This is a genomic window from Vibrio sp. TRT 1302, assembly GCF_050113875.1.
In the GTDB taxonomy this organism is placed as follows: domain Bacteria; phylum Pseudomonadota; class Gammaproteobacteria; order Enterobacterales; family Vibrionaceae; genus Vibrio.
This window is the reverse complement of sequence record NZ_JBNJOF010000007.1, coordinates 85,843-100,706: the sequence shown is the minus strand read 5'-3', so window position 1 is coordinate 100,706 and position 14,864 is coordinate 85,843. Positions and strand designations below refer to the sequence as shown.

At 45.7% G+C, this 14,864-nt stretch carries 13 protein-coding genes; 8 read left to right on the top strand and 5 right to left on the bottom strand.

Features of this window, described 5'->3' with window-relative positions:
- The first annotated feature begins 11 nt into the window (after positions 1-11).
- From secF to mepA, 4 genes are all read left to right on the top strand, one after another.
- Positions 12-959, top strand: a complete 948-nt coding sequence (secF, locus tag ACQEXP_RS11415; protein ID WP_269377666.1) for a protein translocase subunit SecF — start codon at positions 12-14, stop codon at positions 957-959.
- A gap of 65 nt (positions 960-1,024) precedes the next feature.
- Positions 1,025-1,522, top strand: coding sequence for a hypothetical protein (locus ACQEXP_RS11410; protein WP_426969936.1), 498 nt, complete (start codon positions 1,025-1,027; stop codon positions 1,520-1,522).
- Between the two features lie 69 nt (positions 1,523-1,591).
- Positions 1,592-1,924 carry a DUF1904 domain-containing protein gene (locus tag ACQEXP_RS11405; RefSeq protein ID WP_426969934.1) on the top strand — a complete coding sequence of 111 codons (333 nt, stop codon included), beginning with the start codon at positions 1,592-1,594 and terminating at the stop codon, positions 1,922-1,924.
- Between the two features lie 34 nt (positions 1,925-1,958).
- Positions 1,959-2,813 carry a penicillin-insensitive murein endopeptidase gene (mepA, locus tag ACQEXP_RS11400; RefSeq protein ID WP_426969994.1) on the top strand — a complete coding sequence of 285 codons (855 nt, stop codon included), beginning with the start codon at positions 1,959-1,961 and terminating at the stop codon, positions 2,811-2,813.
- Between the two features lie 52 nt (positions 2,814-2,865).
- Here the strand turns inward: mepA and ACQEXP_RS11395 are convergent, their stop codons facing one another.
- The 3 genes from ACQEXP_RS11395 to rdgC all read right to left on the bottom strand — a co-directional run bounded on the left by ACQEXP_RS11395 (position 2,866) and on the right by rdgC (position 5,595).
- The gene (locus ACQEXP_RS11395; protein ID WP_269377661.1) at positions 2,866-3,120 is read right to left on the bottom strand and encodes a YfhL family 4Fe-4S dicluster ferredoxin; all 255 of its coding nucleotides are present in this window, start codon (positions 3,118-3,120) and stop codon (positions 2,866-2,868) included.
- A 2-nt stretch (positions 3,121-3,122) separates the two neighbouring features.
- On the bottom strand, positions 3,123-4,523 hold the full coding sequence (gene yegQ, locus ACQEXP_RS11390; RefSeq protein WP_269377660.1) for a tRNA 5-hydroxyuridine modification protein YegQ: 1,401 nt from the start codon (positions 4,521-4,523) through the stop codon (positions 3,123-3,125).
- A 157-nt stretch (positions 4,524-4,680) separates the two neighbouring features.
- Positions 4,681-5,595, bottom strand: a complete 915-nt coding sequence (gene rdgC / locus ACQEXP_RS11385) for a recombination-associated protein RdgC (protein ID WP_269377658.1) — start codon at positions 5,593-5,595, stop codon at positions 4,681-4,683.
- A gap of 217 nt (positions 5,596-5,812) precedes the next feature.
- On the opposite strand from rdgC, the gene phoB reads away from it, so the two are divergent.
- Genes phoB through ACQEXP_RS11370 form a run of 3 tightly spaced genes read left to right on the top strand, consistent with a single transcriptional unit; the run spans position 5,813 to position 8,784 of the window.
- Positions 5,813-6,502, top strand: a complete 690-nt coding sequence (gene phoB / locus ACQEXP_RS11380; RefSeq protein WP_138970464.1) for a phosphate regulon transcriptional regulator PhoB — start codon at positions 5,813-5,815, stop codon at positions 6,500-6,502.
- Positions 6,503-6,526: 24 nt separating this feature from the next.
- Positions 6,527-7,828 carry a phosphate regulon sensor histidine kinase PhoR gene (gene phoR, locus ACQEXP_RS11375; RefSeq protein WP_269377656.1) on the top strand — a complete coding sequence of 434 codons (1,302 nt, stop codon included), beginning with the start codon at positions 6,527-6,529 and terminating at the stop codon, positions 7,826-7,828.
- Entirely contained in the window at positions 7,825-8,784 is a 960-nt protein-coding gene (locus ACQEXP_RS11370; RefSeq protein WP_426969932.1) for a PstS family phosphate ABC transporter substrate-binding protein, read from the top strand. The genes phoR and ACQEXP_RS11370 overlap by 4 nt, the downstream gene beginning before the upstream one ends.
- On the opposite strand, the gene ppx is transcribed toward ACQEXP_RS11370, so the two are convergent.
- Together ppx and ppk1 are read right to left on the bottom strand one after the other, a co-directional pair.
- Positions 8,773-10,272: an exopolyphosphatase gene (gene ppx, locus ACQEXP_RS11365; protein ID WP_269377653.1), complete on the bottom strand. Its 1,500-nt coding sequence runs from the start codon at positions 10,270-10,272 to the stop codon at positions 8,773-8,775. The two genes, ACQEXP_RS11370 and ppx, sit on opposite strands and share 12 nt — an antisense overlap.
- A 96-nt stretch (positions 10,273-10,368) precedes the next feature.
- Positions 10,369-12,474 carry a polyphosphate kinase 1 gene (gene ppk1 / locus ACQEXP_RS11360; protein ID WP_269377652.1) on the bottom strand — a complete coding sequence of 702 codons (2,106 nt, stop codon included), beginning with the start codon at positions 12,472-12,474 and terminating at the stop codon, positions 10,369-10,371.
- A gap of 198 nt (positions 12,475-12,672) precedes the next feature.
- On the opposite strand from ppk1, the gene ACQEXP_RS11355 reads away from it, so the two are divergent.
- Positions 12,673-14,856, top strand: coding sequence for an ABC transporter permease subunit (locus ACQEXP_RS11355; RefSeq protein WP_426969929.1), 2,184 nt, complete (start codon positions 12,673-12,675; stop codon positions 14,854-14,856).
- The last annotated feature ends 8 nt before the right edge of the window (positions 14,857-14,864 follow it).

Below are 14,864 nucleotides of genomic sequence, written 5' to 3'. Positions count from 1 at the left end.
TGGGAATTAGTATGTTTCAGATTCTAAAAGCAGAGAAAACGATCGACTTTATGCGTTGGTCAAAATTCGCATTCTTGTTCTCTATTTTGATGATTGGTGCTTCAATCTTCACTCTATCGACCAAATGGTTGAATTGGGGTCTAGATTTTACGGGCGGTACTCTAATCGAAGTAGGTTTTGAACAGCCTGCTAACCTTGAAGATATCCGCAGTGCGCTGGAAGCGAAAGGCTTTGGTGATGCAACGGTTCAGAACTTTGGTAGTGCACGTGACGTTATGGTTCGTCTACGTCCTCGTGATGATATGGCAGGTGAGACTCTGGGCAACCAGATTATTTCTGCAATCAAACAGGGAACTGGCGAAAACGTTGAGATGCGTCGTATCGAATTCGTTGGTCCTAACGTGGGTGATGAACTTACGGAAGCTGGTGGTCTGGCGATTTTGGTTTCGCTTATCTGTATCCTGATTTACGTTTCAGTGCGTTTTGAATGGCGCCTCGCTGCTGGTGCGGTAATGGCACTTGCTCATGACGTTATCATTACGCTTGGCGTGTTCTCTATGATGCAGATCGAGGTGGACTTAACCATCGTCGCAGCCTTGCTAACCGTTGTGGGTTACTCGCTCAACGATACTATCGTTGTATTCGACCGTATCCGTGAAAACTTCCGCAAGATGCGTAAGGGTGAACCATCAGAGATCATGAACAGCTCAATCACACAAACATTGAGCCGTACTTTGATTACCTCTGGTACTACACTCTTTGTAGTTATCGCTCTGTTTGTACAGGGTGGTGCTATGATCCACGGTTTCGCAACCGCTCTTCTACTAGGTATTACAGTCGGTACTTACTCTTCAATCTACGTTGCTTCGGCGCTGGCATTGAAACTGGGTATTACCAAAGAACACTTAATGCCAACTCAAGTAGAGAAAGAGGGTGCAGAATTCGACGAGATGCCATAAGGTCACTTGACGCTCTACTCAAGCCGCTGATTTTCAGCGGCTTTGTTGTTTATTAAGGAGAGATTATGCGAACCTTTGCCTTTTGTTGTGCTGTGCTGTTCAGTTGTTCCGTATCGGCCAATCGCTTAGTCTTGCCTGAGTCCCATTCTGGTGAGCTGAGGCAACAGATTCAGTCATCATGGCAGCAATGCGGTGAGTCTATCTGGTGTGAGGATGATCTCAGCTATTACCATAACCGTTTTGTGGCAGAGGCGAGTCTCAGTCAAGACTCCCTCCATATCGAGCTTATTGGTGAATATTCACCTGAGCGACTTGGACAAATTCAGCTCCATTTACGACAGGACGGTTTCTCGTTACAGCATGCACAAATTGACGGAGAGCTGTTTGAGGTCGCTAAAGAGATAAAGAGCACCTCGGTTGAAGACGTCGATAGGTCTTTGATTGTGTTCTTAAATCGATTTCCGCAGCATGCCCATAGGACGCTAATCTGGCAAAATGGAGAGTGGCGAGCTAGATTGAGTAGCGATGGAGAGCTTATTACGCTGACGCTTAGTCAAGATTGAACGATTGGTAGTAAGAGATTTCTTTGGAACTTGTTATGATGGAGCAAATCAGTTTTGAGGAGGCAAGATATGCCACATTTACGTTTTCGCGCCGTTGAACCGCAAACAGTTCAAACACTTTCTAAATCTCTCATTGACGCTCTTCAGCCTCTAATGGACTCTCCTCGCGAAGATTTTACCTTTGAATACATCTACACGACCTTCTACCATGAGGGAGAGGTCAGCACCGCTTATCCATTTGTTGAAGTTCTTTGGTTCGATCGAGGTCAAGAGACGCAAGATGCCGTCGCTAAAATCATTACCGCTCAGGTTCGCGGTATTATCGGCGAAGATGTTAACGTCGCCGTGATCTTTAGCGCGTTGAACCCTCAAGGTTACTACGATAACGGGGAACACTATTAGTTTCCACTGAGTGCAAAGCAGCAAGGAGTTTATGATGGGAAGTCGCCATAAGAGTACCAAATGCCGCGTGCTCATTTTCTCTTTGTTGCTGCTTGCTCCTACTCTCTTACAGGCTAACCCGTGGGAGCAAGTCTCATCTCCATCTATTCAACCATCTCAAGCGATTGGTAGCTATGCGAATGGCTGCTTGGCTGGTGGTGCTTCTCTACCATTAGAGGGGCAAGGCTATCAGGTGCTGCGTAGTCAACGTGCTCGATATTACGGTCATCCAGAAACCATCCGCTTTATTAAGCGGCTAGCGGTTCAATCGCAACAAAAACTCTCAACCAATATTCTGATAGGTGATATGTCTCTGCCTCAGGGGGGACGCTTCTCTTCAGGTCACTCTAGCCACCAAACTGGATTGGATATTGATATCTGGTTAAAACTGGCTGATGAAATGCTGTCATCCCAGCAGTTATCCGAGCCACAACCGTTAAGTGTCGTTAACCTTGAGCAGTACCAACTGCTCAAAGATAACTGGGACGAGCGTCATTTTACTCTGGTGAAACTGGCCGCGAACGATCAGCAAGTTGCACGCATCTTTGTCCATCCTGTGATTAAACAAAAACTGTGTGTCTCGGAAGAAACGCAGAATCGAGAATGGTTGAGAAAGGTAAGACCGTGGTGGGGGCATCACTACCACATGCATGTGCGACTGAAATGCCCGCAAGACAGCAAAAACTGTCAGTCGCAACCTGAGCCTCCTGTGGGAGACGGTTGTGGTTCAGAGTTGGCCAGTTGGAAGCCTCAACCCAAACCAGCCGCGCCTAAGGTAGTCGTTACTCAAACGAAGAAAAAGCCAAAGGTAATGCCGATTCAATGTCAGCAATTGCTCGATAATATTTAATTGATATAAAAACGCCGCTCAATGTGAGCGGCGTTTTTATATTGGTTATTGCTTAGGCTAAACCTTGAATGATTACGAATTTCTCCAGTAACTCTTCTTCGGTTTCAACGTGATTCGGGTCAGTAATGATACACTTTGTTATCGGGCATACTGATTGACACGTAGGCTTGTCATAGTGGCCTTTACATTCAGTACATAAATCAGGATCGATTTCAAAGATAGAGTCACCCATAGAAATAGCACCATTTGGGCACTCAGGGTCACACATATCGCAGTTAATGCACTTGTCAGTAATGAGCAATGCCATGATTACTTACCTGTTGGGTTACGGGTATCCTGACCTGCATTTAGGTTACGCATCAACAGGCCGTATTCCAGATCCATATCTTGTGGTACTGGAATGAATACGAAATGGCCATTTCCTTTTGCGTCTTCGATTTGCTCTGATTTACGGTTTTCCATCGCTTCAAGCGTGAAGATAACGTTACCTTTTGGTGTCATTAGCTCTAAGCTGTCACCAACAACGAATTTGTTCTTCACTTCTACTTCTGCAAGGTCACCACGACGTTTACCTGTGAACTCACCCACGAACTGCTGAGCGTCAGATACTGAGTAACCGTAGTCATAGTTTTGGTATGCATCATGAGTGTGACGACGTAAGAAGCCTTCTGTGTAACCACGGTGTGCCAAGCTCTCTAGTGTACCCATTAGGCTCTCATCAAATGGCTTGCCAGCAACAGCGTCATCGATCGCTTTACGGTAAACCTGAGCAGTACGTGCACAGTAGTAGAAAGACTTAGTACGGCCTTCGATTTTAAGTGAGTGAACACCCATCTTCGTCAGACGCTCTACGTGTTGAACCGCACGTAGGTCTTTAGAGTTCATGATGTAAGTGCCGTGCTCATCTTCATACGCGGCCATCTTTTCTTCTGGACGGTGCGCTTCAGACAGTAGCACAACTTCATCGGTTGGTTTTCCACGGCCAATGGTCGTTTCTGGACGCTCGTCTTGGACTTCAACCGCTTGTGCTTGAGCTGGATCGAACTTCTCAACGATATCGCCAGTGTCGTTCTCTTTGCCTTGCTCAACCTTGTATTCCCAGCGACATGCGTTCGTACATGTACCTTGGTTAGGGTCACGTTTGTTGATGTAGCCAGAAAGTAGGCAGCGGCCAGAGTAAGCCATACACAGTGCACCGTGAACGAAAACTTCTAGTTCCGTTTCAGGACAGTGTTCACGGATCTCTTCGATCTCTTCTAGAGAAAGCTCACGAGAAACAATCACACGCTCAACGCCGTTCGCTGCCCAGAACTTAACTGTTGCCCAGTTTACTGCGTTCGCCTGTACAGACAGGTGAATTGGCATTTCAGGGAAGGCTTCACGAACCATCATGATTAGGCCAGGGTCAGACATGATTAGTGCGTCTGGGCCCATCTCGACCACAGGTTTAAGGTCGCGGATGAAGGTTTTTAGCTTAGAGTTGTGCGGTTGGATGTTACATACCACGTAAAGCTTTTTGCCTAGGGCATGTGCTTCATCGATACCAATTTTTAGGTTCTCGTGGTTGAACTCGTTGTTACGTACACGAAGGCTGTAGCGAGGTTGACCTGCATACACTGCGTCTGCGCCATAGGCAAATGCGTAGCGCATGTTTTTTAGGCTGCCTGCTGGTGACAGTAGCTCTGGTACGAATGCTTTCTCAGTAGTCATTGTATTTTTCTCTAGTCTGATCTCAAGTCAGGTTACTCCCACCTAGTGGAAGTAAAGGGGCGCAAATTTTACGTCAAAACGTGACTTGTGACTAGGAAAAGCTTTCAGAAAGGCAATTAAAAAACGCCCTGTGAGTCGGGCGTTTATCGAAAGTACGTTATGCGTTAGGGTGAGGTAAGCCACCTAAGCATTCATAGAGGTTAGGTAGGAAAGCGCTAAGCTCGCCGCACATCAGTGAAAAATCTGCATCGAAACGTGCGGCTTGATCTTCACGTGGAATATCGTCGTTTTGGTCTTTAAGCTCATCTGAGAACTTGAGGCGTTTGATGCTGCCATCTTCCGCTAAAATAAATTCAAGGCGCTCTTGCCACCATAAAGCCAGTTTGGTGACTACCTTACCAGCATCGATATGGCTGCGAATTTCATCCGCGGTCAGTTCTTGCTTCTTACAGCGAATGACACCGCCTTCTTCAAGCACAGATTTTAGCTCGGCCTCATCCAGCATCTGAATGCCAGCTGGAGTGTTACCTGTTTTTACCCACTCTGTTAACGTCGTTTCTACTGCGGTCTCAGGAATAGCTGGAACGACAGGTAAGCTGCCCATAGTTTTACGCAATAGAGCAAGGACATCTTCTGCTTTTTTGTAGCTACTTGCATCAACAAGAATAAAACCTTCTTTAGGCAAAATAACGACATTGGTATAGTTGCTGCGACTGAAAGCGCGCGGTAGCAAATCTATGACGATGTCTTCCTTGAGGTTATCCTTTTCTTTCTTCTTGAGAGGGCGGCCTTCCTGAGCTTCCATTGCTTCAATTTTGGCATTCAGTGAATCTTTAATCACGGAAGCTGGCAGCATTTTCTCTTCTTTCTTTGCGCAGATAAGAATACGGTTTTCAGAGACATGCGTCATCATATCGCCATGTTTACCCATCGCAGTAACCCAACCAAATTTGGTTTTGTCCTGACTGCCACATGGAGTAAAGCGAAACTCTTGAAGTTGTTTCTCTAGCTGGTCAGCGTTGAATTCGATTTCACGATTAAATCGGTAAACTAGACAGTTCTTAAACCACATACTTTTTCTCTATACCTAAATTTGACGGCTCATCATAAAGACTTTTGCTTTATTTGTCTTACAGCAAACACGCAATAGTGGAATGAAAGTTATATGAAAATTAGTTTTCAAAGGTCACAAAAGTGTCATAATTGCTAGTAATAATGCCTATGCATCAGGAGGCGGTTTCACTGCCTTACTTATTGAGAAAGCTCAACTAATATAAGGTTATACAGTTATGTCTAGAAGGATTCTAGTTGTCGAAGATGAAGCACCGATCCGTGAAATGCTCTGCTTTGTCCTTGAACAGAAAGGTTACCAAACAGTCGAAGCTCAAGATTACGAAACTGCGGTAACTAAACTAGCAGAACCCTTCCCAGATCTCGTCCTGCTTGACTGGATGCTTCCAGGCGGCAGCGGCATCAACTTTATCAAGCATATGAAGCGTGAAGAGTTAACGCGTAATATTCCTGTGGTGATGCTGACAGCGCGCGGTGAAGAAGAAGATAAAGTGCGTGGTCTAGAAGTTGGAGCCGATGACTACATCACTAAGCCATTCTCACCTAAAGAATTGGTTGCCAGACTGAAAGCGGTTATTCGACGTGTTACGCCGACGGCGCTTGAAGATGTTATTGATGTCCAGGGTCTGAAATTGGATCCCGTTTCCCACCGTGTTATGGCTAACGATCAAGCGCTTGATATGGGGCCTACCGAGTTTAAGATGCTGCACTTCTTTATGACCCATCAAGAGCGAGTTTACAGCCGTGAACAGCTACTTAATAACGTATGGGGCACCAATGTCTACGTTGAAGACCGTACGGTTGATGTTCATATCCGTAGACTGCGTAAAGCTTTGGAAAGTGCAGGGCATGACAAGTTGATTCAGACAGTGCGTGGCGCTGGCTATCGCTTCTCGACTAAGGCGTAAAATACAATACCGGTGGAGATGTAGGTGGTAGAACGGTTAACGTGGAAAAAATTAGCTTGGCAGTTGGTTTTCCTTTACACCCCTTGGGTGATTGTCGGCTGGATTTTCGGTTATATGCCGTGGTTGCTTTTGGCAGCCACGGTTTTGCAGCTTGTATGGCATTTAAACAATCAAATGCGTTTATCGGCGTGGTTGTGGGATGAAAAACGTCTGACTCCGCCCTCCGGTACAGGCAACTGGGAATCTTTGTTTAACGGCATCTATCGCTTACAACAGCGGCAGCGTAAAAAGCGTAAAGAGCTGACCAAATTAATCCGTCGTTTCCGTAATGGTGCTGAGTCATTACCTGATGCGGTGGTTGTTTTTCGTAGTGAAGGCAACATTGTATGGTGCAACAAGCTTGCTCAACATTTACTTGGTTTTCGTTGGCCTGATGATTCAGGACAACCCATTTCTAACTTAGTCCGAACACCAGATTTCATTCATTATCTTAACAAGCAAGATTTTTCTGAACCATTAGAGATGCGCTCACCGCTTAATGTGGAACGTATGATCGAATTACGTATCGTGCCATATATGGAAGGGGAGCATCTGATGGTGGTGCGTGACATTACTCAGCTACAGCAGTTAGAAGGCATGCGCCGCAACTTTTTTGCTAATGTTTCCCATGAGTTGCGTACCCCGATGACGGTGCTACAGGGCTATTTGGAAATGACGGAAGATCCGGATATTGTTGCCGGTCCTATGTGGAGCAAAGCCCATGGAGTCATGACCGAGCAGTTGAATCGGATGAATACTCTCGTTAATCAGTTACTGACTCTGTCAAAAATTGAAGCCTCTTCGACACTTGAACTTGAAGATGTGGTCAACGTTCCGGCGATGCTGGAAGTTCTAGAAAAAGAAGCGGCTAGTTTAAGCGGTGACCTCGGGCATAAGCTCTCTTTTGACGTTGATAGCGAATTACATGTACTTGGTGACGATGATCAGCTACGCAGTGCCATCTCTAACTTGGTCTACAATGCCGTCAAGTATACTCCCGCAGGCGCGGATATTCGTGTTCGTTGGTACAAGACATCTCAAGGTGCTCACCTTGAAGTTGAAGACAGCGGAGATGGTATCGAACCTCAACATTTACACCGACTGACTGAACGTTTTTATCGCGTAGATAAGGCGCGGTCACGTGATACCGGCGGTAGTGGTCTAGGTCTTGCGATTGTGAAGCATGCCTTGAGCCACCATGATTCGCATTTGGAAATCAGCAGTGAGGTTGGGGTTGGCAGTAAGTTTTCTTTCACGCTGCCGTCGCGTTTAGTGGTGAAACGATGAGAAGCTTACTTGTCGTCGCATGGCTTTCATTACTCACTTCAGTACCTAGCTGGGCTGGGAGTACCGCTTTACCTAATTACAATAAGGTGGCTGGAATCACCGGTGAACTGACGACGGTAGGGTCTGACACTTTGGCCGGTATGACCACGTCATGGGTTGAAGAATTTAAATCGCTCTACCCAAGTGTCAATGGTCAGGTGCAGGCATCCGGCTCTTCAACCGCACCTCCTGCATTGACAGAGCGCATAGCTCAGTTTGGCCCCATGAGCCGACCGATGTTGAAGCGGGAAATCGAAGCCTTTGAACGTGAAAATGGTTATAAGCCAACAGAACTGAGAGTCGCGATCGATGCCATTGGCATCTTTGTTCATCGTGACAACCCGATCAAAGGGCTGAACTTTAATCAGCTTGATAGTATTTTTTCTGCCACGCTGCGCTGTGGGGCGACTGAATCGGTCTCTACTTGGGCTGACTTAGGACTGGATTACCAGTGGAGTAAGCGGGGGATGCAGATGTTTGGACGTAACTCTGTGTCAGGGACTTATGGATATTTCAAAAAGAATGCTTTGTGTGGTGGCGATTTTAAAAATAGCGTCAACGAACAACCCGGTTCGGCATCGGTAGTGCAGTCTGTCGGCTCGGCAATCAATACCATTGGTTACTCGGGAGTGGGTTACAAAGTCTCGCGTGTGAAACTATTACCGATCGCTAAGTCGGGTGACAACTACATAGAGGCGAGCCAAGAAAATATTCTTTCGGGTAAGTACCCACTTTCGCGCTACCTCTATGTATATGTAAACAAGCACCCTTTTAAACCGTTGAGCCCCATTGAACGAGAATTTGTTCGTTTCATGTTCTCCAGTCAGGGGCAAGCTTTAGTTGAAAAAGAAGGCTATGTGCCTATTTCACCACAGATAGCCAAACAAGAGCTGGCTAAAGTAGGCCTAGAAAACTAGTTCCCATCCTGCACTAGTCCAATAATCTTGTTCGGTCAGTAAATCCGCGTGTAGCAGTTTATTCTCTTCAAGCCATTGATCATTAGTGGAAGAAATTTTCCATTGCTCTCCATCAATCGTGATCGAAAGTTCTGGCAGGGGATCGTCGTTGCGTTGACCATTGAGCAAAATGGCGAGACGGAGGATACGAATCAGACCGACAATGTGCTTTTTCTTAAACAGAGTGAACTCTTCCATCTCATTTAGCTTGAGCGATTTACGCTGAAAACGTACCAGAGTGGCGAGAACACGCTGCTGTTCTTGGTTGAAACCGGGCATGTAAGTGTTGCGTAAAATGTATGCTGAGTGACGATGAAAAGCTTGTAGGCTGATACTTAATCCCACTTCATGAAGTAGTGCGCTCCATTGGAGTAGGTCAAACAACTCGCAGCTTTTCTTTATGCCGAGCTGTTTGTGTACTTGCTGGAAAAATTCACTCGCGTGGCCTTTAATTTTAGCCGCATGTTCAAGATCAACTAGATGTTTACTGGCGAGATTTTCCGTTGTGCGCATGCGAATATCTGAGCGTTTAAAACTATCTTCCATCTCAAAGAGCAAACCTTCACGTAGTGCACCCTCTGAGAAGTGCATTTCATTGATCTTCAGACTTTGGAAGACAGCGCTAAGTATTGCCACACCTGCGGCGAAAACGGGTTTTCTTTCTGGTGTTAACCCTGATAGTTCGATGTCATCGATGGTTTCCCACTGGCACAATGTTTCAGTCAGTTTTGATAGACGCTTGCTGGTAATGATTCCATCTTCATAACCAAGACCAATCAGAACTTCTTTGATTGCTTTGATGGTGCCTGAAGATCCAAACGCCACTTCCCAACCTGTGCGGCGATAACGATGAGCGATAGATTCAAGCTTTTGCTCAGCCAACAGCGTCGCTTTGGCGAAATTGCTACTGGATAACTTATCATCGGTGAAAAAACGTTTGGTATAGCTGACACAGCCCATCTGTTTACTGTTGATCAGTTCGGGTTCAAACCCCTTACCAATAACCAACTCTGTACTTCCACCACCAATATCAACCACGAGTTTGGAGTCTGATTCTGGTTGAGTGTGAGCCACCCCCAGATAAATCAAACGCGCTTCTTCAACACCAGGAATGATCTCAATTGGGAAAGGCAGAACATCTCGAGCTCGCTGAAGAAAAATATGTGCATTGTTGGCTTGGCGCAGTGTATGAGTGGCGGCAATCCGAACGTTATCAGGATCAAAGCCTTGGATACGTTCAGCGAACATCGCGAGGCATTCTAATCCGCGTTGCATTGAGGCGTTATCTAAGTTTTTAAGTGCGTCTAACCCAGCAGCAAGTCTAACTCTTTGCTTGTGGCGGCTGACCAATTGCAAATCCTGCTCAACTACTCTTGCCACGACCATATGAAAGCTGTTTGAGCCTAAGTCAATCGCTGCAACATCTCGTATTTCCGGATTCTGAGTCATTCTATTCCAACCTAAATAAGTCACGTACACACTTGGCGGTTACCCCTTCACTCCGTCGTGAATAGAGTGATGGAGTCCTTACCAACATCGGCAAAGCTACTGCTCAAGATGGGTATGTAACTGTGCTTTGCGTTTCTGGTTCCTAGTTTGTCTTTCTACCTGTTTAAGATAGTCGTAAATGGCAATCTGCGAGCGTACTTTCTTGCGGTTTCCACGCGGCACATAGTGATTGCTCATCTCTTTATCGATCCATCTCGCTTTTACTGTATCGGTAAAATGGATGTTGATGATATCAATAATGCGCTGTTTAAGTCGTTGGTCACGGACTGGCGCTGTGACCTCTATACGATAATCAATGTTTCGCGTCATCCAGTCAGCGGATGAGATGTAGACCTGAGGATCACCAGCGTTATGGGTGATCAGCACTCGAGGGTGCTCAAGGAATCGATCAACGATACTGATGATTTTGATATTGTCGCTGACTCCCTCGACACCAGGAACAAGTGAACACATTCCGCGGATGATCATTTTAATTTCAACGCCTGCTGAACTGGCTTCGTAGAGCCTATTGACTAAGCCTTTGTCTACTAGATTGTTGACTTTGAGCGTAATCGCAGCCTTTTTGCCCTCTTGAGCGTTGGTTATCTCGGTATCAATGAGGCGATAGAGCTGTTTACGGGAGTTCCTTGGCGAAACGATGAGGTGATTAAACCTAATAGGTCGGTAGGGGTTCTCAATGTAGCCAAAGACTTTACTCACTTCATTGGTGAGTTCTGGATCAGCGGTTAATAGCGAAAAATCGGTGTAGATTCGTGCGGTTTTCTCGTGAAAGTTACCCGTACCAATATGCGCATAACGCACAATGTCGTCCTCTTCTCGACGACTTATCAGTAGCAGTTTGGAGTGAATTTTAAGGCCTGGAACACCAAAGAGCACTTCTACGCCAGCTTCCGTCAAAACGCGGGACCATTCGATATTCGCTTCTTCATCAAAACGTGCTTGAAGTTCGACGACTACCGTAACGCTTTTTCCATTGTGTACGGCGTCGATAAGTGAGTTCATTAAACGCGAGTCTTTGGCGACGCGATAAATATTGATTTTTATACTTAGCACTTTCGGGTCGAACGATGCTTGACGTACCAATTCACTGATATGTTCAAAGGTATGGTAAGGGTAGTGGAGCAAAATATCTTGCGCCTTGATGGCGTCAAATTTGTTGGCGTACCCTTCAAAGTCCGCACACTCCATTGGCGGTAACGGCTTGTTTTCTAAGTAGTCTCGGCCGACGTTAGGAAAAGCAATAAAGTCTTTAAAGTTGTGATAACGACCACCAGGAATCAAACTGTCGTAGTTTGATATTTTGAGCTTTTCGCATAAGAAATCGAGCATTTCCTTAGGCATCTCTCTTTCGTAAACGAAGCGCACAGGCATAGCGGTTAAACGTTGGCTTACGCCTTCTGACATCTGTTCAAGTAGGCTGTATTCAACCTCGTGACTCAAGTCGTACTCTGCATCGCGTGTCATTTTCATCGCGTAGCCATTGAGGCTCTGATATTCAAAAAATCCGCTAAAAAGCTCATCTAGACAATATCGGATGATGTTATCGAGCAAGATGATCGTTTTACGTCGTTTTCCTTTCTGCTCAGGTACCATCACAAAACGTGGCAGGTGATCGGTTGGGATTTCGATCAGTGCGTATTGGTTGAACTCCTGTTGTTCGAGCTCAACGGCGATATAGGCATATTCATCTTTGAGAAACTGCAAAACGTCAATATCATCACGAAGCATCAAGGGCGTGATGTGGGGCAGAACCTGATGACGAAAATATTTTCGTACCCAAACTTGCTGCGCTTCACTGAGTTGAGTTTCGTTAACAAGAAATATGCGTCTTCGGGCCATATCACGAATCAAGTCCGCGTAGAGCTCATCAAAGCGCTCATTAAGGCGCAGCGCTTTGGTTTGCATTTTGGTCAATAGATGTTTGGAGTTGTCATTGCCACCACGTTCTTGGTTGATCAAAATTCGGCGTTTGACATCGGCAAATCGTACTTTATAGAACTCATCTAAGTTATTGGAAAATATACCAAGAAATCGAATTCGTTCGATCAGTGGGACATGTTTGTCGGCCGCCTCTTGCAAGACCCGTTCGTTAAAAGAAAGCCAACTTAATTCCTTTTCAATATACAGCTTCTCTGTGCTCATGATCTTACCCTATGACCTACTTGACGGACTCGAGTGAAGCTCCTCCTCACTCACTTTGGATAGCAACTTAAGGGGTTTATATGACATTTTTATTGCAAATTTTATTGCATTGTTTTCAGTTGTTTAATGGGAACTGTAATATAATTGTCACCTTATAGAAATATTATACCCTAGGGCAAAAATAGGTAAGAGACAGGAATGACACAGGCAGAATTTTCTTTGCGAGAACGTGATCGAAAGCGATTGATAAAAGATCGATTGGTTCGTTTCACTGTATCTGCTGGTGGCGTTGGTGTTCTTGCCGCGTTGGTGTTGATTTTTGTCTATCTCGCCATGATGGTTTTGCCACTGTTTAGTGACGCAAAATTCACACCTAATGTACGTTCGATAAAGATACAAGCAACGCAAGCTCTTGCGGCGGGTGTCGATGATTATGGTGAAAATGCTTTTGTCCTGTCGTCACAAGGTAAGCTCAATTTCTGGTCGTTAACCGATCCTGAACGCAAGCCTGTGCTATCGGAACAACTTGGTCGTTCGGGTGATCTGTTTGCTAAAACCATCCCTGTGCTTGGGTGGTTTGCTTATGCTTCCCAGCAAGGGGAAGTGACTTTGTTCAAGCCTAACTTAGATTCTGAGCTGCAAAAAGGTAACCGTAAATTCTCACCAAGCGTGACGGAGTTGTCTCTACCTTTCAATCTTTACCGCGAAGGGAATGATCTTAAAAAGTTTGCCTTCGCGAATAGTGACGACCTCACCTTGGCGGGTTGGTACGATGACCAAACGGTTATGGTCCGATGGCAAGATGGCAGCGAGGTTAAGTCGTTTACGTTTCTATCGCCTATATCCAGCCTTGAACAGTTGATACTAACGCCAAATGGTAAAACTCTTTACCTCCGTTCTGGCTCCGAATTGATTGTGGCGGTTCGTCAGTCACAAAATTTTGCAGTGCGTGAAGTGGTCGACTTGAGTCAGGGAAATCCCCAACATTCAGTAATGAATATTGACTTACTTTCTGGGGCATACTCGTTGCTGGTTACTTACCGCGATGGCTTGGTCTCTCAGTGGTTTGACGTTATCAATGAAGGTAAGCGTTCACTTACCTTTATTCGCCAGTTCAATCTTGCCTCAGAATTGCAATTTCTTCTGCCAGACAGTTATCGCAAAGGGTTTTATAGCTTCTATATAAACGGCACGGTTCAGAGCCACTACACGACCAGCGAAAAGCTCGTGATGTTTGAGCGTGCATATCAAAAAGCTCCGCAAATAGCAGCGATGTCAAACAATGAGACTTATCTCATTGCGCTGACAGACGGTTCATTAGATCTTGCGGTAGTGGATAATCCTTATCCTGAAATTTCGTTATCGTCACTTTGGCAGCAAGTCTGGTATGAAAGTTATGCGGAACCGGAGTTTGTTTGGCAAACCACGTCGGCGAGTGAAGAGTTTGAAGCGAAATTTAGTCTGGTTCCGATTGCATTTGGGACGCTGAAGGCCGCCGCTTTTGCGATGCTATTTGCTGTGCCGATTGCAGTATTAGGGGCCATATATACTGCGTATTTCATGACACCTAGAATGCGTAGAGTCGTTAAGCCGTCGATCGAACTGATGGAAGCATTGCCGACGGTTATTATCGGTTTCCTTGCCGGCTTGTGGTTTGCTCCTATTGTCGAAAGTCACTTAGCCGCAGTCGTTGCCCTGATGCTTTTCTTACCGCTATCGACGGTAGTGATTGGTTTGGTCTGGCATGGTCTTCCCAAAGCGTTGACTGGACGATTCTCTAATGGATGGCATGCCGCAATTTTAATGCCCGCAATTGTTATCGTTACTGCGGTTATTCTGTCTCAAAGTGGCAGCATCGAGGCGTTACTGTTTTCAGGCGATGTCAGAGTTTATCTTGCCGAGCATGGAATCGATTTTGACCAGCGAAATGCACTCGTGGTGGGATTCGCGATGGGTTTTGCGGTGATTCCGACCATATTTACTATTGCGGAGGATGCGATTTTCTCTGTACCTAAACATCTATCCGATGGCTCTTTGGCACTGGGGGCGACATCATGGCAAACACTGATACATGTTGTGTTATTGACCGCCAGCCCAGGTATTTTTTCTGCCATTATGATGGGGCTAGGGCGCGCGGTAGGTGAAACCATGATTGTGTTGATGGCGACAGGTAATACGCCAATCATGGATTGGAATATTTTAGAAGGGATGCGTACGTTATCAGCAACAATTGCCGTTGAGATGCCGGAGTCTGAAGTCGGTAGCTCGCACTATCGCTTGTTGTTCTTAGCGGCGCTGATATTGTTGGTATTTACCTTTGCGGTGAACTCTTTAGCAGAATATGTTCGTCAACGTTTACGTGAAAAGTATCGCTCACTTTAACGGTCAAA

Bases quoted from the DNA above. Each gene is read 5' to 3' on its own strand.
- mepA (WP_426969994.1), top strand. From the start codon at position 1,959: ATGGGAAGTCGCCATAAGAGTACCAAATGCCGCGTGCTCATTTTCTCT.
- ppx (WP_269377653.1), bottom strand. From the start codon at position 10,272: ATGACTCAGAATCCGGAAATACGAGATGTTGCAGCGATTGACTTAGGC.
- ACQEXP_RS11395 (WP_269377661.1), bottom strand. From the start codon at position 3,120: ATGGCATTGCTCATTACTGACAAGTGCATTAACTGCGATATGTGTGAC.
- ACQEXP_RS11410 (WP_426969936.1), top strand. From the start codon at position 1,025: ATGCGAACCTTTGCCTTTTGTTGTGCTGTGCTGTTCAGTTGTTCCGTA.
- ppk1 (WP_269377652.1), bottom strand. From the start codon at position 12,474: ATGAGCACAGAGAAGCTGTATATTGAAAAGGAATTAAGTTGGCTTTCT.
- ACQEXP_RS11355 (WP_426969929.1), top strand. From the start codon at position 12,673: ATGACACAGGCAGAATTTTCTTTGCGAGAACGTGATCGAAAGCGATTG.
- ACQEXP_RS11370 (WP_426969932.1), top strand. From the start codon at position 7,825: ATGAGAAGCTTACTTGTCGTCGCATGGCTTTCATTACTCACTTCAGTA.
- secF (WP_269377666.1), top strand. From the start codon at position 12: ATGTTTCAGATTCTAAAAGCAGAGAAAACGATCGACTTTATGCGTTGG.
- yegQ (WP_269377660.1), bottom strand. From the start codon at position 4,523: ATGACTACTGAGAAAGCATTCGTACCAGAGCTACTGTCACCAGCAGGC.
- phoB (WP_138970464.1), top strand. From the start codon at position 5,813: ATGTCTAGAAGGATTCTAGTTGTCGAAGATGAAGCACCGATCCGTGAA.
- ACQEXP_RS11405 (WP_426969934.1), top strand. From the start codon at position 1,592: ATGCCACATTTACGTTTTCGCGCCGTTGAACCGCAAACAGTTCAAACA.
- rdgC (WP_269377658.1), bottom strand. From the start codon at position 5,595: ATGTGGTTTAAGAACTGTCTAGTTTACCGATTTAATCGTGAAATCGAA.